Origin of the sequence: Lacisediminihabitans profunda, from assembly GCF_008040105.1 — a bacterium.
Lineage (GTDB): Bacteria > Actinomycetota > Actinomycetes > Actinomycetales > Microbacteriaceae > Lacisediminihabitans > Lacisediminihabitans profunda.
In genome coordinates this window covers 26,170-44,388 of sequence record NZ_VRMG01000013.1, presented here as the reverse complement: position 1 = coordinate 44,388, position 18,219 = coordinate 26,170, and the positions used below count along the sequence as shown (strand labels likewise).

The following is an 18,219-nucleotide window of genomic DNA, read 5'->3' as shown; positions in this document are numbered from 1 at the left end:
CGAACCGGGCCAGAGGCTAGAGGCGGGTCCAGGCCTCGGTGAGCACGCCGCGCAGGATGCTCTCGATCTCGTCGAACTCCTTCTGGCCGACCGTGAGCGGTGGCGCGAGCTGGATGACGGGGTCGCCGCGGTCGTCGGCGCGGCAGTACAGCCCGGCCTCGAAGAGCGCCTTGGACATGAAGCCCCGCAGCAGGCGCTCCGACTCGTCGTCGTCGAAGGTCTCGCGAGTGGCCTTGTCCTTCACGAGCTCGATGCCGAAGAAGTAGCCGTCACCGCGCACGTCGCCGACGATGGGCAGGTCGAGGAGCTTCTCGAGGGTCGCGCGGAATGCCGGCGAGTTCTCGCGAACGTTCTCGTTGAGCTTCTCCTCCTCGAAGATGTCGAGGTTGGCGAGCGCGACGGCGGCCGACACGGGGTGACCGCCGAAGGTGTAGCCGTGGTAGAACGACGTGTTGCCATGCTTGAACGGCTCGTAGACCTTGTCGCTCACGATCGTGGCGCCGATCGGGGAGTACCCGCTCGTCATGCCCTTGGCGCACGTGATCATGTCGGGTTCGATCCCGTAGGTGGTCGAGGCGAACATGTTGCCGATCCGCCCGAATGCGGTGATGACCTCGTCGGCGACGAGAAGCACGTCGTACTTGTCGCAGATCTCGCGAACGCGCTTGAAGTAGCCGGGCGGGGGCGGGAAACATCCACCCGAGTTCTGCACGGGCTCGAGGAAGATGGCCGCGACGGTCTCGGGGCCCTCGAACTGGATCATCTCCTCGATGCGGTTCGCGGCCCACATGCCGAAGATCTCCAGGTCATCGGTCGGCGCGCTCATCTCGGCCGCACGGTAGAAGTTCGTGTTCGGCACCCGGAAACCACCGGGGGTGACCGGCTCGAACATCTCCTTCATGGCCGGGATGCCCGTGATGGCGAGCGCGCCCTGCGGGGTGCCGTGGTACGCGACATTGCGCGAGATGACCTTGTGCTTGGTGGGGCGGCCCTGGAGTTTCCAGTAGTACTTGGCGAGCTTGAAGGCGGTCTCGACCGCCTCGCCGCCACCGGTCGAGTAGAACACCCGGTTGAGGTCGCCCGGCGCGTACGACGCGAGTCGGTCGGCGAGTTCGATCGCGTTCGGGTGCGCATAGGACCAGATCGGGAAGAATGCCAGCTCCTCGGCCTGCTTCGCCGCGGCGTGGGCGAGACGCTTGCGCCCGTGGCCGGCGTTGACCGTGAACAGTCCGCTCAGGCCATCGATGTACTTCTTGCCCTTGCTGTCCCAGATGTGGTGGCCCTGGCCCTTGACGATGATGGGTACGCCGTGACCGTCCTCCATCACGGACTGGCGTGCGAAGTGCATCCAGAGATGGTCCTTCGCCTTGCGCTGAAGGTCGGCTTCGTCGTGGTCGAGCGGACGGGTTGACGGCTCGACGGGGGTTGGCATTGTCATGGTTATCTAGTTCCCCAGTTGTAGAACTGCTTCTGCAGTTTGAGATAGACGAATGTTTCTGTGGATTGGACCCCCGGGATTCCCCGGATTTCCTTGTTGAGCAGATCGATGAGGTCTTCATCGTTCTCGCATACGACCTCGACGAGGATGTCGAAGCTCCCGGCCGTGAGCACGACGTAGTCGACGGCGGAGATCTTGGCGAGCTTCTCGGCCACCACGGTCGTGTCGCCACTCACCCTCACTCCGACCATCGCCTGGCGGTAGAAACCGAGCTGCATCGGGTCTGTCACGGCCACGATCTGCATCACCCCGGAATCCGTGAGTTTCTGCACTCGCTGCCGCACGGCGGCCTCGCTGAGCCCCACCGCCTTGCCGATCTCGGCGTAACTGCGCCGCCCGTCGGCCTGCAACTGTTCGATAATCGCCTTCGAGACATCGTCGAGTTGGAGGGGTTTGGGATTCACGCTCATAACGTGATTCTGTCAGTGGATCGGGGCACTGACAAGTGAATCCGTAAGTCAAAGGGGCGTTTCGCGACGGAATCGGTGGAAAACGAGGAATGGCGCGCGCGAATAGACCTGACTATGTTGTGAACATGAGTGACCAACTTCGCAACTTCATCAACGGCGAATACGTCGCCGCCCACGCAGAATCGTCGTTCGAACTGATCGACCCGGCGACCGAGCAGGCCTACGGAACGTCGCCGGTATCCAGCCGCGAGGACGTCGACACCGCGTACGCCGCCGCGGCATCCGCCTTCGAGGAATGGGGGGAGACGACTCCGGCCGAGCGCCAGTTGGCACTCTTCCGCATTGCCGACGCCATGGAGGCACGGGCCGAAGAATTCGCCGACCTCGAATCCCGGGACACCGGCAAGCCGCGGGCGTCCCTGGTGACCGACGAGATCCTGCTGTCCGTCGACCAGATCCGCTTCTTCGCCGGCGAGGCCCGTCACCTCGGCGGCATGTCCGCGGGGGAGTACCTGAAGGACCACACATCGTTCGTGCGTCGCGAGCCGATCGGCGTGATCGGTCAGGTGACCCCCTGGAACTACCCCCTGAACATGGCGGTCTGGAAGTTCGCGCCGGCACTCGCGGCGGGCAACACGACGGTGCTCAAGCCCTCGGACACCACACCCTCCTCCACGCTCCTCCTCGCCGAGGTCGCCGCCGAATTCCTGCCGCCGGGCGTGCTCAACGTGATAACCGGAGACCGCACGACCGGCGCCGCGATGATCGAGCACAAGACGCCGCAGATGGTGTCGATCACCGGCTCGGTGCGGGCCGGAATGGAGGTCGCCAAGTCCGCGGCGAATGACCTCAAGCGGGTGCACCTCGAACTCGGCGGCAAGGCGCCGGTCGTCGTCTTCGACGACGCGGACATCCCGTCGGCGGTGCGGGGGATCGTCTCGGCCGGCTACTTCAACGCCGGGCAGGACTGCACCGCCGCCACCCGGGTGCTCGTGCAGGCCGGGATCCACGACGAATTCGTGGCCGCGCTCGCCGCGTACGCGAGGGACAACGCGAAGACGGGGTCGCCGAGCGCCGCCGACGTGTTCTTCGGCCCGGTCAACAACGCCCACCAGCTCGCCCAGGTCGAGGGGATCATCGAGCGCCTGCCCGACAACGCCGTGCTCGAGCTCGGCGGTCACCGGCAGGGCTCGACCGGCTACTTCCACGAGGCCACAATCGTGTCTGGGCTGGTGCAGTCGGATGAGGCGATCCAGAACGAGATCTTCGGTCCGGTGATCACCGTGCAGAGGTTCAGCACCGATGCGCAGGCCCTCGAGTGGGCGAACGGCGTGCAGTACGGACTCGCCTCGAGTGTCTGGACGAAGAACCACGGGCGTGCGATGCGCTTCGCCAAGCACCTGGACTTCGGTTGCGTGTGGATCAACACCCACATCCCCATCGTCGCCGAGATGCCGCACGGCGGATTCAAGCATTCCGGCTACGGCAAGGATCTCTCGTCGTACGGCTTCGAGGACTACACGCGAGTCAAACACGTGATGAGTTTCATCGGCGAGTGACGGTCTGAGCCCGGTTTGGCCGCAGAATAGAGCGCATGGACGCCGAGGACGATAACACGGTCATCAGACCGCGGGCGATTCCGGAGGTCGATGCGGCGATCCCCGACGATGACACCATCATCCGCGAACGGGTGCCGTTCGCGGACCTCGCCCCGATCTTCGAGGAAGTGGCGCGACGGGCGGGCCTGGCCTCCGCACCGTTCGCCCTTGTCGAGCCGAACCGTGCCTCGCCGGCGGCATCCGTGCCGGTGGTCGAGCGTGCGCGGCCCCAGTTGCCGCCGGTCGACGACTCCTCGCGCACGGCGCCGGTCTACCGGTTCAGGGTGAACAACCACGAGCCGATCGCGCTCGACGCGCCGGCGATTCTCGGCCGGAAGCCGAGTGCGCCCCGCGTCACGAGGGGGCCGCTCGCGCGCCTCGTGCGGGTGCCCTCCCCGCTGCGGGAGGTCTCCAGCACGCACCTCGAGCTGCGCCAGCACGGCTCATCGGTGATCGTCACCGACCTCGGGTCCACCAACGGCACCATCATCACCGTGCCCGGGTTTTCGGCCCAAAAGCTGCTGCAGGGCGAGTCGGTGGTCGTCTCGGCGGGCACGGTGGTGGATATTGGTGACGGCAACCTCGTCGAGATCCTGCCGGTCGAGCGCGTGTCTGCGGCCGGCGGATGATGCACAGGCATCGCAACCTGCGAAAGGCATGACTTGTGACTGAGCTTGGACGAAGTGAAGGACGACGCTCCGTTGAGGTGCCCGGGCGACCGGATGCCTCTCTCGTGATCGCCTGGGGCGCGGCGACCGACACGGGCCGCAAACGGCACCATAACGAGGACAGTTACCTCGCCGAGTTGCCTCTGTTCGTGGTCGCGGACGGCATGGGCGGCCACTCCGCCGGCGACGTGGCGAGTGCGGCGGTCGTGTCGAGGCTCGAGAAGGAGATCTCCTCGGACTTCGCGGAGATCGGTGCGGTCGAACGCGGGTTGCATGCCGCGACCGAAGACATCGCGCTCGCCGCGGATGAGAAGGAGCTCGGCGTGGGCACCACGGCCACCGGAGCCGCCCTCACCCTCGAGAACGGTGAACCATGCTGGATGGTCTTCAACGTGGGCGACTCTCGGGTCTACATGTTCGAGAACAATCTCCTCAGCCAGGTGTCCATCGACCACTCGGTGGTGCAGGAGTTGGTGGATGCCGGCCTCATCCGTGCCGAGGACGCCGAGTTCCACCCGGACAGCAACGTGATCACGAGGGCGGTGGGGTTCAACGCGGCCCCGTTGCCGGACTACTGGATCGTGCCGATTCGACCCGGGCTGCGGCTGCTGCTCTGCTCGGACGGACTGACGAAGGAGCTCGACTCGGAGCGGATCCGCCTGCACCTCGCGGCAGCGCTCGCCCCCGCGGAGACCGCCCAGGCCCTCGTGGACGCGGCCGTCGCCGCCGGCGGGCGCGACAACGTCACCACGATCGTGGTGGATGTGGTGGAAAGTTCCGGGCTCTACGACCTCGAGCACACGGTGCCGAGGCCAACCAGGGTGTGACGACGGCGACCAAATCACCCCCGAAGGGGGGACAAAAACAGGCGCTTCACCAGCGGATTTGTTCGACGGGGCAGATTCGGCAGGTGCCTACAATGGGACACCGGGTCGTGCGACCAGGAAAATCGCCGCGACAGTATTCCGGCGAGCGCTGCAAAGGGGGGCTCATGGCACGACGATTGCCGTCGCAGCCTCCCGTGCTGCCCGGTTTCTCGCACATCCACATCCTCGGCTCCGGCGGCTTCGCCGACGTGTTCCTCTACGAGCAGAACATGCCGAGGCGCCAGGTCGCCGTGAAGGTCATGCTGAGCGAGGTCGTGAACGACCAGGTGCGGCAGATGTTCCAGGCCGAGGCGAACCTCATGGCCCAGCTGAGTTCGCACCCGTCGATCCTCACCGTCTACCAGGCGAGTGTCTCGTCGGACGGCCGACCGTACCTCGTGATGGAGCTGTGCTCCTCCTCGCTGAGCGAGCGCTATCGCCGCGAGCGACTGCCGGTTCCCGAGGTGCTGCGAATCGCGGTCAAGATCGGCAGCGCCATCGAGACCGCTCACCGCGCCGGGGTGCTGCACCGGGACATCAAGCCCTCCAACATCCTGCTCACCGCGTACGGGCATCCCGTGCTCTCGGACTTCGGAATCGCCTCGACCCTGAGTGAGGCCGAGACCCAGGAGTCGGTCGGCCTCTCCATCCCCTGGTCCGCGCCCGAGGTGCTGATGGATGAGACCTCGGGCTCGATCGAGTCCGAGGTGTGGTCGTTCGCGGCCACGGTGTACTCGCTGCTGGCCGGCCGTTCGCCGTTCGAGGTGCCGGGCGAGTCGAACAAGTCGGCCGACCTCATCTCGCGGATCAACCGCGCAAAGGTGCAGCCCATCGGCAGGTCCGACGTGCCGCCGAGCCTCGAGCGGGTGCTGCAGAAGGCGATGTCGCGCAAGCCGGAGGCTCGTCCGCTCACCGTGCTGGAGCTCGTGCGTGAGCTCCAGGCGATCGAGACCGAGCTCGGCGTGCCGCAGACGCCGATCGAGGTCGCGATGGACGACTGGGCTCTCGCCACGGTCTCCGATCTCGAGGACCGCACCCGCATCCGTGCCGTGCCGGGCTCCACGGCCCCGCCAGCACGTCGGCGCCGGCGGCGTGTCCAGCCCGGCGTCTATTCCCCGGTCGGCACCGTGCTGCGGCAGACGGCGGGGTCTCCGCACAACAGTGGAACCCAGCCTCTGACCCAGAGCAAGGGGATGCAGGCGCTCGCGTGGGGCCTGGTGGCGAGCGCGGTGCTCGTGATCGCCCTCGGTGCGACCGCCACCCTCGTGCTCATCAAGGCGAACACGAGCGACATTCCCCGGGTGACCGACATCTCGGCCAAGTCCGCCGCCTCGTCCATCGAGTTCAGCTGGACCGATCCGGGCATCAAGGCGGGCGACTCGTACCAGATCACCACGAGCGACGGCCGGTCGAGCATCCAGCGCCTGGCGGCGTTCGCCGTCGAGGCGAAGCCCGGCGACCGCGTCTGCATCACCGTCACCGTGAACCGCGAGGGCAAGATCGGCCCGGAGAGCGGCGAGAAGTGCGTGGACTTCGGCAAGTGATCGGTTCCCGTGTTTAGGCAGTGGCTCGGATCCCACAAGTCGCTCGTCGCCACCGCGACGAGTGGCACGGTCATCGCCGCCCTGCTCGCCACGGTCGCGTTCGTTTCCACCGGCTACACGGCTCAGCGACTCGATCTCGGCGACGGCTCGGTCTGGGTCGCCAACGGCACAAAAGAGGTGATCGGCCGGGCGAACACCCAGGTGCTCGCGCTCAACACGGTGGTTGCAAGCACGGGCGCGAACATCGACGTCGTGCAGAATGGTGCGACCGTGCTGTTGTTCGACCACAGCAACGCCAAGGTCGATGTGGTGGACCCCGCCACCTCGAAGGTCCTCGACAGCGTGCCTCTCCCGCCGCAGAATCCCCAACTGTTCCTCGCCGGCGACAACGTCGTCGTCGGGTCAGGAGGCACCGGCGAATTCTGGATTCTGCCGGTCGCCCAACTGCCGACCTTCAGTGCCCAGACCCAGCCCACGTTGAGCCTGGGCGCTGACACGGTCGCGAGCGTCACGCCGGAGGGCGTGCTGTACGCGTTCTCCCGGGCCGCCCACCAGGTGTACCGGGTGGATGCCGCCCACGGCGACACCGTCGACCAGACGAACTCCGCGAACTTCGGCGATGCCCAGAGCACCTTCTCTATCAGTTCGGCGGGCGGGCGCTGGGCCGTGCTCGACTCGGCGAGCCGCGTGCTCCACACCGCCGCCGGCAGCGTCGACCTCACCGCCGAGATCGCGATCACCGACAATCCCGTGCTTCAGCAGCCGACGGCATCGGGCGACGCGGTGCTCGTCGGCTACTCCGGCGGCCTGTTGCGGGTGCCTCTCGGCGGCGGAGACCCGGTGCGCCTCGAGACCGGGAAGACCGGATTCGCCGCGGCGCCGATGATCGTCGGAGGCTGCACCTTCGCGGCCTGGTCGGGCGGAGGCGCCTGGCGCAAGTGTGGAACCGAGGCGGCGCGGACGCTGCGCCTGCCGTCGGTGGCCTCGGCGTCCAGCCGGCTCGCCTTCGAGGCGAACGGCGGAAATGTCGTTCTCAACGACCCTCGCGGCGGCGCGACCTGGGCGGTGCAGCAGGGCGGCGAGCTCATCAACAACTGGTCAGAGCTCATCACCGTGAAGCAGGACCAGCAAAAGGTCGACACGAACCAGGAGGACACGCCGCCCAACTACGAGAAGGCACAGGTGCCGCCGGTCGCGGTGAATGACGCGTTCGGGGCGAGGCCGGCACGCACGAGCATGCTGCCCGTGCTGCTGAACGACTACGACGCGAACGGCGACGTGCTCGTGATCACCGCGGTCACCGCCGTGGACGAGAACGTCGGACGCGTGGACATCATCAACAACGGGCAGCAGCTGCAGGTGACGCTGAGCCCGGCGGCCACCGGGACTCTCACCTTCGGCTACACGATCAGCGACGGGCGCGGAGGCTCAGCGAGCGCGACCGTCACCGTGACCATGCGCACCCCGAACGAGAATTCGCCGCCGCAGCAGGTGCGGCAGACGAAGGCCATCGTGGCTCAGGGCGGTCGCGTGACGGTCAAGACGGTGCTCGGCGACTGGGTGGATCCGGACGGGGACGCGTTCTACCTGTCCAACGCGGCGACCGAGGCGCCGGACCGAGTGAGCTACAAGCCGGAGGGCAGCGTCGTCTTCACCGAGGGTGGAGCGCCCGGCGCGCTGCGTTCGGTATCACTTGTCGTCTCGGACGGCCGGGCGAACGGCGCGGGCAGTCTCACGGTCACCGTGAAGCCGTCCGGCCAGGTACCGATCATCGCCGACCCCTTCGTGGTTCCCGCTTATGCGGGCCAGGAGGTCACGGTGAACCCGCTCGAGCACGTGCGCGGCGGCAGCGGCACACTCCGGCTCGCGAGTGTGCCGGCCAAGACCGGCGCCACCATCGTGGCGAGTCTCGAGGCCGGCACCTTCCGCTTCTCGAGCACCGAGGTGGGAACCCACTACCTCGAGTACGTCGTGAACGACGGGGACCAGACGGCCACCGGGGAGATTCGGGTCGAGGTTGCCGCACCGCCCGACGCGAACAGCAAGCCGATCACCATTCCGAAGACCATCTTCGTGAAGACGCTCAGCAGCCAGACCATCGACGTCGCCTCCACGGACATCGATCCGGGCGGCGCGGTGCTGTTGGTGACCGGCGTCTACAACATCGCGCCGAACGCGGGCATCCGGGCCGAGGTGATCGAGCAGCGGTCCATCCGGGTCACGCTCGTCGCCCCGCTCGAGTCCGGCCCGGTGAGTTTCAACTATCGAGTGAGCAACGGGCTCGCCGAGTCCGAGGGAATCGTGACCGTCGTCGAGATCCCCGTGCCCTCCCAGCTGCAGCCGCCCATCGCCAACGACGACGCCGTCACCGTGCGCGTCGGCGACGCGATCGACATCCCCGTCCTCAACAATGACGTGCAGCCGGACGGGGAGAAGCTCACCCTCAACCCGGTGCTGACCACGAGTCTCGGCAACAGTTCCGGGCTGCTCTTCACCTCCGGTGACGTGCTTCGTTACCTGGCCCCGCAGAAGACGGGAGACTTCACCGCGATCTACGAGGTCTCCGGACCGGATGGCCAGGTCGCGCAGGCCCAGGTGAAGATCGCGGTTCGAGAGGCCGTCGAGGCCACGAACAACCCGCCGGTGCCCGTCACCATCGTCTCCCGGGTCTTGGCGGGGGAGACCGTGCGCATCAAGGTCCCGCTCACGGGGATCGATCCGGACGGCGACTCCGTGCAGTTGCTCGGGCAGGCCACGAGCCCGCTGAAGGGGTCCGTGATCGACGTCGGCACCGACTTCATCGACTACGAGGCCGGCAGTTATTCGGCCGGCACCGACACCTTCACCTACACGGTGATCGACGCCCTCGGCGCCCGCGCCGTCGGCACCGTGCGAGTGGGGATAAGCCCGAAACTGGACGGCGCCCGCAACCCGGTCGCGATCGAGGACGAGGTGACGACACGGCCGGGCACCACAGTATCCATCCAGGTGCTCGCCAACGACTCGGACCCGGACGGCGGATCGCTCAAGATCATCAAGGTCGAGCCGAACGCCAAGGACATCGTCGCCTCGATCGTCGGGGACGTTGTGAAGGTCACCCCGCCGAGCGCCCCGGGCACCTACGGACTGGTCTACACGATTCAGAATGCCTTCGGGGGCACCAGCTCGAACTTCATCACCGTGACCGTCGACCCGAATGCTCCCCGTGCCCATCCGGTGGTGAGCGACACGGTCCTCACGCTCACCGACATCCTCGGCCGCGAAACGGTCGACGTGAACGTGCTCGCCAAGACCTTCTTCGCCGACGGTAACGCCAACACCCTCAAGGTCTCGCTGTTGCCGGGCTACGACACCACCGCCACGGTGACCTCGACCAAGCGCATCCGGGTGTCCGTGCAGAACAAGAGCCAGATCATCCCGTTCGCCGTGGCGAACCCCGACGATTCGAGGGTGGTGTCGTATGCCTTCGTCTGGGTACCGGGGCTCGACGACGCCCTGCCGCAGCTCAATCGCAAGGCACCGCCGCTCACGGTGGCGAGCGAGTCGACGCTCACCATCGACCTCGCGGACTACGTGCTCGCGATCGGCGGGAAGAACGTTCGACTCACCGATTCCACGAGTGTGCAGGCCACCCACGCCAACGGCGACCCGCTCGTCGTCAACGACCACACCCTCAGGTTCACCTCAGCCGAGAAGTACTTCGGGCCGGCCTCGATTTCGTTCACGGTGACCGACGGCGACTCGGTGAACGACCCGAACGGGCACGTCGCGACTCTCGTGCTCCCGATCAAGGTGACCGCCAGAGCCAACCAGCCGCCCTCCTTCGTGGGTGGTGTCATCGACTTCGAACCCGGGGAATCCAAGGTCCTCGACCTGGTGAAACTCACGAACTATCCGTACCCCAAGGACGTCGCCGAGCTCGCATACACGGTGCTCAGCCCCCTGCCCGATGGCTTCAGCTACACCCTCGCTGACCAGACGCTCACCATTCGCGCGAACGAGGGCGTTCCGAAGAACTCGACGACCTCCATCCTGCTCGGCGTGCGGGACGCCCTCGCGGCCGGTCAGTCGGGTCGGATCCAGCTCAACGTGGTCGCGTCCACCCGCCCGCTCGCCAAGCCCGCGCCGGACTCGGTGCTCGCGCAACGCGGCCAGACGACCACGGTGGACGTGCTCGCCAACGACGAGCCCACTAACCCCTTCCCCGGCAAGCCGCTCAGCGTCGTCGCCATTCGCGGGCTCGACGGTGGACAGCTGCCGGATGGGCTCTCGATCTCGCCGAGCGCTGACAAGCGGAGGCTCACCATCACCGTGGCCTCCTCTGCCGCGCCCGGCGACACCAGCCTGCAATACCAGGTCGCCGATGCCACTGGCGACCCGGACCGGTATGTCTGGGGATCCGTGAAGGTGTCCGTTCAGGACCGGCCCGATCCGGTCGTCGCGGTGCAGGCCACCGCCTTCGGTGACAGGATGATCACGCTTCGCTGGAGCGCGGGGGCCGCGAACAACTCGCCGATCACCGGCTTCGATGTTCTCGAGTACAGCCCGTCGCTGGTGTTGCTGTCCACCACGCCGTGCGCTGCGGCGATCTGCGACATCGCGACGCCGGGCAACGGACCGGACAACGCGGTGCGTCTGCGGGTGGTGGCGAAGAATGCGATCGGAAACTCAGACCCGGTCGGGCTCGGAACCACAGTGTGGTCGGACATCGTGCCTGGCGCGCCGGCCTCGGTCGGCGCCGACCCGCTCGATGGCGGGCTTCGGATCTCCTGGACCGAGGTCACCACCGGTTCCGGCGGCAGCCCGGTAAACAGCTACCACGTCACGGCCGGCTCGCGCGCGGTCGACGTCGACCCGTCGGCGTGCTCCGGGTCGACCTGCACCGTGGACGTCAACGGCCTCACCAACGGCCAGACCGTGCCGGTGAGCGTGAGCGCCCGCAACTCGGCGTACGCCCCGCTCACCACCTGGACCTCCTCGGGCACGAGCGCGACCCCGGCCGGCGCGCCGATCGCGGTGGCCGCACCGACGGCGGCGGCTGTCGACACGTCGATCTCGCTCGACTGGGCCGGCGTCTTCACCGACAACGGGCGACCGATCAGCGGCTACACCGCCGTGGCGTACACCGGGGCGGCCCCGACCTGTGCCAGGACCAACCCTCCCGGCTCGATCTCGAGGTCGGTGGGCACGGCAACCTCGACCACCTTCACCGGCCTCTCGAGCGAGGCGAACTACTCCCTCGTCGTCTTCGCGACCAACAGCATGGGGTGCTCGCCGAGCGCGGCGGTCACCGCCCACACGAGCCCCGGAGTGATCACCGGGGTGTCGACAACCGGCCCGTCCCAGACCGGGAACGTCTTCAATTTCATTCTGACCGGCGCTTCGAGTGGCCCGACCGACTTCACCAGCGACTACTCGTTCTTCTACCGGCTGGTCAGCGGCGGAGTGCCATCCACCTCAGGCTCGGTCGGCATCGGAGACCCACTCACCGCCACGTCGCTCTACGGCCAGGACGTGTCGGTGCAGCTGCGCGCGTGTCGCAGCTACGGTGGCGCCGCCGCGATCTGCCAGTCGCAGTGGTCGGCATCGTTCCACCTCGGCACGCCCGTCGATCCGCAGGTCTCGAGCCTGGCCTTCGCTCTCACCGGGGATGGCGTGATCGACCAGAGCGGAACGTTCACCTGGGCGAACTGGCCGGCGGGCGACTACGAGGCGATCCAGTACCGCTGCGGAGACACTCCCGGCGGACCGTGGCAGACTGCGAGCGCGGCCGACCTGAGCGAGGCCGGGCAGTGCCAGGCCGACGGCTCCCTCGGTGCGCCGCACCTCGACATCCGCGTGGTGGCCAACGGCGGCAAGACCTATGACATAACGTACGACACGAGCGGGAAGCCGCAGTAGTGCCCCGCTCGGCCGCCCCAACGAGAAGGTAACAGACAGTATGACGATGACAGCCGAACAGGCCACCTGGTTTTCGGAGCGCTTCAACCGGCTCGTCTCGAATGTGGACCAGGTACTGCTCGGGAAGACCTTCGTGATCAAACTGTCGTTCACGGCCCTATTGAGCGAGGGCCACCTCCTGCTCGAGGACTTCCCGGGCACCGGCAAGACCTCCCTCGCCCGTGCCATGGCGCAGAGCGTCGACGGGTCGACCAACCGCATCCAGTTCACGCCCGACCTGCTGCCGGGGGACATCACCGGGGTGAGCATCTACGACCAGGGCGCCAACGACTTCGAGTTCCACCGCGGGCCGGTGTTCGCCAACATCGTGCTGGCGGACGAGATCAACCGCGCCAGCCCCAAGACCCAGGCCGCGCTCCTCGAGGTGATGGAGGAGGGACAGGTCACCGTCGACGGGGTGACCCATGACGTCGGGGCGCCCTTCATGGTCATCGCCACCCAGAACCCGATCGAGCAGGCGGGCACCTACCGGTTGCCCGAGGCCCAGCTCGACCGCTTCATCATGAAGGCGTCGATCGGCTACCCGGACCACGCCTCCACCGTGCGGATCCTCGAGGGAGCGGGGGTCAAGGCCCACGAGACGATCCTGCCGCCCATCGCGTCGGCCCAGGTCATCGTGGAGATGGGCGCGCTCGCTCGCACCGTGCACGTCGACCCCTCGATCAACGACTATGTTTCGAGGCTCGTCGAGGCGACGCGATCCACCGCCGAGATCCGTCTGGGGGCGAGTGTGCGCGGCGCGCTCGCGCTGATCCGCACGGCGAAGACCCTCGCGGCCGCAAACGGTCGCCACTACGTGATTCCGGACGACGTGAAGGCGCTCGCCGAGCCCGTCCTCGCCCACCGGCTCCTCCTCGACCCGGAGGCGGAGTTCGACGGCGTGACCGCGTCAAGCGTGATCGCCCAGATCCTGATCGAGACACCACCGCCGAGTGACAGGCAAGCGGTGTGACCGAGAGAAGCGACTTCCTGCGGTTGCCGGAGCGCTCGGCCCGCTCGACCACCTCGACCTCGTCCGCGCGAGCCGATACCGCGCACTTCACGACGACCGAGGGACTGACAAACGCCCGAACCCGCATCGTCGGCACGCGGACCGGACTCATGGCGGACGCGATCGTCGTCGGGGTGCGGCTCGTGCGGGCTCTGGGCCTGGTCGTCGGCAGGGTATCGCGACGAGTGTCGGCGGTCATCACTCCGCTGGGCTGGGTGATGCTCTTCGCCGTGCCGATCGCGTTCGTGCTTGGATACCAGCTCGGCTGGATCGAGCTGGTGGCCGTCGGGTTCGCGGGGAGCGTTCTGATCGTCGTCGCGGCGCTCTATCTCATCGGCCGCAATGCCGTCAGGATCGAGTTGACGGTTCCGCACAGCCGAGTCGTGGTGGGGGAGAGGGCCACGGGCGTCGTGACCGTGACCAACCCCGTGCGTCGCCGGATCGCCGGGGTGAAGGTCGAGGTGCCCATCGGCACGGGACTCGCCGAGCTCGCCATGCCGAGCCTCGACCGCGGTGCGAGCTCCGAGCACGAATTCGTGGTGCCCACCGCCCGGCGGGGAATCCTCTCGATCGGACCGGTTCGCACGGTGCGCGCGGACCCGGTGGGCCTCGTGCGTCGGGAACTGGTGTGGACGGGCGCCGTTCAACTGTTCGTGCACCCCCGCACCATCGGCATTCCCAGCACCAGCACCGGGTTCATCCGCGACCTCGAGGGCAACCCCACGCGCGACATCTCCAACAGCGACGTCTCGTTCCACGCCCTGCGCGAGTATGTTCCTGGCGACGATCGCCGCTACATCCACTGGAAGAGCACGGCCAAGACCGGCACGTACATGGTGCGCCAATTCGAGGAGACCCGGCGAAGCCACCTCGTGATCGCGTTGAGCCTGGCCACCGCGAACTACGCGACGGACGAGGAATTCGAGATGGCGGTGAGCGTGGCCGGTTCGCTCGGTGCGCGCGCGATCCGGGATGCCCGGAATGTCTCGGTCGTCGTGAGTGAGAAGACGCCGGAATTCGCTAAGCGGAAGGTGCTCGCCGTGCGGCACCTCAACACGCTCACGAGGACGAGACTGCTCGATGACCTCTCGGTGGTCGAACACGCGGAATCGGCCCTCGGAATCCTCGATGTCGCGCGGGTCGCGGCGGACGAGGTGATCGGCATCTCCGTGGCCTTCCTGGTCTGCGGTTCGCTCGCAACGCCCACCGAGTTGCGGGCCGCCTCCACCAAGTTTCCGCCCGGCGTCGAGGTCGTCGCCATCGTGTGCGACCCGGAGACGGTGCCCGGGCTCCGCAGGGTGGCCGGCCTCAGCGTTCTCACCATCGGATTCCTCGAGGATCTTCAGAAGTCGCTCGCCCGGTCGGCGGCGGCATGACCTCCCGCCGGGCGCTGCCCCAGTCCTTCGTCGTGGCCAACACCGCGATGCTGTGGCTGGCGACCGCGATCGCGAGCGTCGAACTCTGGCCGATCTACCAGAGCCCCCAGTTCGTCGTGGTCGTGCTCGTCGCGATGGGCATCGGTACCCTCATCGCGATCGGCGGGGCGCGCTACCGCTGGTCGAGTCTCGTGGTGCTGCTCGTCACGGTCGCGGCCTACTTCGCGATCGGTGTTCCGCTCGCCATTCCGAGCCGTGCCCTGTTCGGTGTGCTGCCCACTCTCGACGGGCTGGCCGAACTCGCCACCGGCACCGCGCTGAGCTGGAAACAGCTCGTCACCATCACTCCGCCCGTCGGCAGCTACCAGGCTCTGCTCGTGCCGGCCCTGGTGCTCGTGCTGGTGACGACCGTCGTGGGACTGTCGACCGCCATCCGAGGCCGGTGGGGGGAGCTCGGCGCGCTCGGGCCCATCACTCTCTTCGTGGCCGGGATCCTGTTCGGTCCGGCCACGGCAGTTCTCCCGCTTCAACTCTCGCTCGGCCTCCTGGGCGTTGTGTTGCTCTGGATCGCCTGGCAGCGCTGGTATCGCCGCCGCGAGCAGGTCCGAGCGCTCGCCGCGCAGGGTACGGTGCCGGGTGGTGCCCCTGTCGAGGCGACAGCCGACCGCGGGCTGATCGCCGCCCGATCGCTGATCGGTGCCGTGCTCATCATCGCCCTCGCCGCCGGATCGTCGGTGGCCGCGGCTCTCGCCCTGCCCCCGACCACCACCCGCCAGGTGATCCGCACGGCCATCGAGCAGCCATTCGACCCCCGCTCCTATCCGAGCCCGCTGAGCGGCTTCCGCCGCTACGAGGAGTCCGGAACCGCGGACAGCACCATGCTCACCGTGGCGGGCCTGCCGGCCGACGGCCGCATCCGCATCGCCACCCTCGACAGCTACGACGGCATCGTCTACGCCGTGGGCAGCGGCGCGGTCTCGAGCGAGTCCGGCTCCTTCACCCGGGTGCCGTACACCTTCGACCAGTCGGCGGTCACCGGTCGCCGGGTGACCGTCACGGTCACCGTGGGTTCGTACACCGGTGTCTGGGTTCCCACAGTGGGCAAGTTCGAGAGCATCGCCTTCGCGGGAAACGACGCCGCCGCCCTCCGAGACTCGTTTTACTACAACAACGCGAGCGGCACCGCGGCCGTGGTGAAGCAACTGCATGCCGGCGATTCCTACACGCTCAGCGCGGTACTTCCCCGGCAGCCAGACAGCGGCCAGCTTGCCAGCGTCGGCCCGGGGGCGGCAGTGGTCCCGCGGATCGGCGTGCTTCCCGAAAACCTGCTCGCCACGCTCGACGGCTGGGTGAAGGGGGTCGACGGAGGGGGAGCGCGCCTCGTCGCCATGATCGCGGCCCTCAAGAAGGCGGGCTATCTGAGCCATGGCGTCTCGGCGGACGAACCGGCCAGCCGATCCGGGCATGCCGCCGACCGGATCACCCAACTGCTGACCGACCAGCGGATGATCGGGGACCAGGAACAGTACGCCGTCACGGCGGCCCTCATGGCGAGGCAGCTCGGCTTCCCGGCGCGGGTCGTCTTCGGCTTCGCGCCCAAGGACGCGAACGCGACCGGAGTCACCAGGGTGCTCGGCAAGGACGTGTCGGCGTGGATCGAGGTGGACACGGCGCAGTACGGCTGGGTGGCGATCGATCCGACTCCGCCGGTGCGGGAGATCCCGGCAGCGCAGCCCAAGGATCCGACGACGATCGCCAGGCCGCAATCGCCCGTGCAGCCCCCGGTCGAGGACCAGAAGACCGACAACAGCCCGGTGCCCCCGGACAGCACCCAGGACGAGCCCGTCAACCTCAGCCCGATCCTCGTCGTGCTGCTTGCCGTTCTCCGGATCCTCGGCTGGGTGGCGGTGGGCGCGGCCATCCTCCTTGCCCCCTTCGCCGCAATCGTGGCGGCGAAGCTGAGAAGACGTGTCCTGCGCAGGAGGGCACCGACTCCTCTGCAGCGCATCAGCGGCGGCTGGCAGGAATTCGAGAATTCGGTCATCGACCGCGGATACACCCCGCCGCCGTTCCCCACCAGGACCGAGGTGGCGGCCACCGTGGGAGGCATGAAGCCGCTCGTGCTCGCGACGGTCGCGGACCGGGCGATCTTCTCCCCGAACGAACCGCGCGCGGAGGAGGCCGACCAGGTCTGGCGGTCCGTGGAGGCGATGATCATCACCATCGATCGGGGGCGAACGCGACGGCAGCGCATCCGAGCAGCGATCTCCCTGCGATCCCTTGGTGGTTATAGTGTCAAGAAGCTGTTCAAGCGTTAGAGGGTTGCACGGTGAGATGCACGTATTGCGGGACTGAGTTGCCGGTGGGGGCCCTGTTCTGCGGCGAATGCGGACGTGCGGTGGCGCAATCGCAGCTACCGACCGGTCGGTTGCCGCGGGTTCAGACTCCCGCGGTGCGCACAGACGTGCTCGGGGAATCGAGTCGACCGGTGGCGCAGCCGCTCGTCACGCCAGGAAGCGTGCTGCTCTGCGAGCAGTGCGGCAGCCTGATGGCTGCCGACGACATCTTCTGCGGCGAGTGCGGCAATGTGTCTCGGGCGGTGAGCGACACGTTCAGTCGCCCGCGCGACACCGTCGTCATCGATCGAATCGAGCGTGTCGAGGCGCGCGAGATGCCCGTCGCGCGCGAGCCGGATCCCGCGCCTCCCGCGGTGGATGTTCTCCCGGTAGCCGAGGCTCTGGCACCGGCCGAACAGTCGACACCGGAACAGTCGTCATCGGGACGGGAATCGGCCGGCACCCCAACGCCTCCGACTGATGCCGTGGCAGGACCCGTGGCGCCCACCCCGTCGCCTCAGGCCGACGCGGGCGACGTGGAGGCGACCCGGATCGTGCGGCGGGAGAACGGCGTGCGCTTCGTGCTCCAGTTCAGCACGGGGGAGAGTTTCACCGTCTACGGCACCGGTCTCATCGGTCGGAACCCCAAGGTGGAGCCCGGGGAGTACGTCGACCAGCTCGTGCGTGTGCTCGACCCGAGCCGGTCGGTCTCCAAGACCCACCTCGAGTTCGGGCAGGACGACGGTAGCTTCTGGATAGTCGACCGGTTCTCCGGGAACGGGACGATCGTGCGCGAGCCGGATTCGGCCCCCGTGCGGTGCGAGCCGAACAAGCGACACCGGATCATGCGGGGCACGCGGGTGGAAATCGGCGAGCAGTTCTTCATCGTGAGCTGACCCCTCCTCCACCAGCACGCACCGTCCGCGTCGGGATCCACGCCTCCTCGCCCGACTCTCTCGCGCGACGGCCGG

11 protein-coding genes are annotated in these 18,219 nt (G+C 67.6%); 9 read left to right on the top strand and 2 right to left on the bottom strand.

Annotated features, from left to right (window positions below; all coding sequences use genetic code 11):
* Positions 1 to 16: 16 nt before the first annotated feature.
* A complete protein-coding gene (locus tag FVP33_RS16970) occupies positions 17 to 1,438 on the bottom strand; it encodes an aspartate aminotransferase family protein (RefSeq protein WP_187270778.1) in 1,422 nt (473 codons plus the stop codon).
* Positions 1,439 to 1,440: 2 nt separating this feature from the next.
* The gene (locus tag FVP33_RS16965; protein ID WP_147784881.1) at positions 1,441 to 1,908 is read right to left on the bottom strand and encodes an Lrp/AsnC family transcriptional regulator; all 468 of its coding nucleotides are present in this window, start codon (positions 1,906 to 1,908) and stop codon (positions 1,441 to 1,443) included.
* 125 nt (positions 1,909 to 2,033) lie between these two features.
* Here FVP33_RS16965 and FVP33_RS16960 point away from each other — a divergent pair, with 125 nt between their 5' ends.
* From FVP33_RS16960 to FVP33_RS16920, 9 genes are all read left to right on the top strand, one after another.
* The gene (locus FVP33_RS16960; RefSeq protein WP_147784880.1) at positions 2,034 to 3,467 is read left to right on the top strand and encodes an aminobutyraldehyde dehydrogenase; all 1,434 of its coding nucleotides are present in this window, start codon (positions 2,034 to 2,036) and stop codon (positions 3,465 to 3,467) included.
* A 35-nt stretch (positions 3,468 to 3,502) separates the two neighbouring features.
* Positions 3,503 to 4,135 carry an FHA domain-containing protein gene (locus FVP33_RS16955; protein ID WP_147784879.1) on the top strand — a complete coding sequence of 211 codons (633 nt, stop codon included), beginning with the start codon at positions 3,503 to 3,505 and terminating at the stop codon, positions 4,133 to 4,135.
* 35 nt (positions 4,136 to 4,170) lie between these two features.
* Positions 4,171 to 5,001: a PP2C family protein-serine/threonine phosphatase gene (locus tag FVP33_RS16950; protein ID WP_147784878.1), complete on the top strand. Its 831-nt coding sequence runs from the start codon at positions 4,171 to 4,173 to the stop codon at positions 4,999 to 5,001.
* A gap of 164 nt (positions 5,002 to 5,165) precedes the next feature.
* Complete coding sequence (locus FVP33_RS16945) at positions 5,166 to 6,584, top strand: serine/threonine-protein kinase (RefSeq protein WP_147784877.1); 1,419 nt, start codon at positions 5,166 to 5,168, stop codon at positions 6,582 to 6,584.
* 9 nt (positions 6,585 to 6,593) lie between these two features.
* Positions 6,594 to 12,485, top strand: a complete 5,892-nt coding sequence (locus FVP33_RS16940) for an Ig-like domain-containing protein (protein WP_147784876.1) — start codon at positions 6,594 to 6,596, stop codon at positions 12,483 to 12,485.
* Between the two features lie 40 nt (positions 12,486 to 12,525).
* The gene (locus FVP33_RS16935; protein ID WP_147784875.1) at positions 12,526 to 13,497 is read left to right on the top strand and encodes an AAA family ATPase; all 972 of its coding nucleotides are present in this window, start codon (positions 12,526 to 12,528) and stop codon (positions 13,495 to 13,497) included.
* Positions 13,494 to 14,912, top strand: a complete 1,419-nt coding sequence (locus FVP33_RS16930; protein ID WP_246142393.1) for a DUF58 domain-containing protein — start codon at positions 13,494 to 13,496, stop codon at positions 14,910 to 14,912. The genes FVP33_RS16935 and FVP33_RS16930 overlap by 4 nt, the downstream gene beginning before the upstream one ends.
* Positions 14,909 to 17,230: a transglutaminase-like domain-containing protein gene (locus FVP33_RS16925; protein ID WP_147784874.1), complete on the top strand. Its 2,322-nt coding sequence runs from the start codon at positions 14,909 to 14,911 to the stop codon at positions 17,228 to 17,230. Before FVP33_RS16930 ends, FVP33_RS16925 begins: the two co-directional genes overlap by 4 nt.
* Before the next feature lie 11 nt (positions 17,231 to 17,241).
* A complete protein-coding gene (locus tag FVP33_RS16920) occupies positions 17,242 to 18,144 on the top strand; it encodes a double zinc ribbon and FHA domain-containing protein (protein WP_147784873.1) in 903 nt (300 codons plus the stop codon).
* Positions 18,145 to 18,219: the final 75 nt, after the last annotated feature.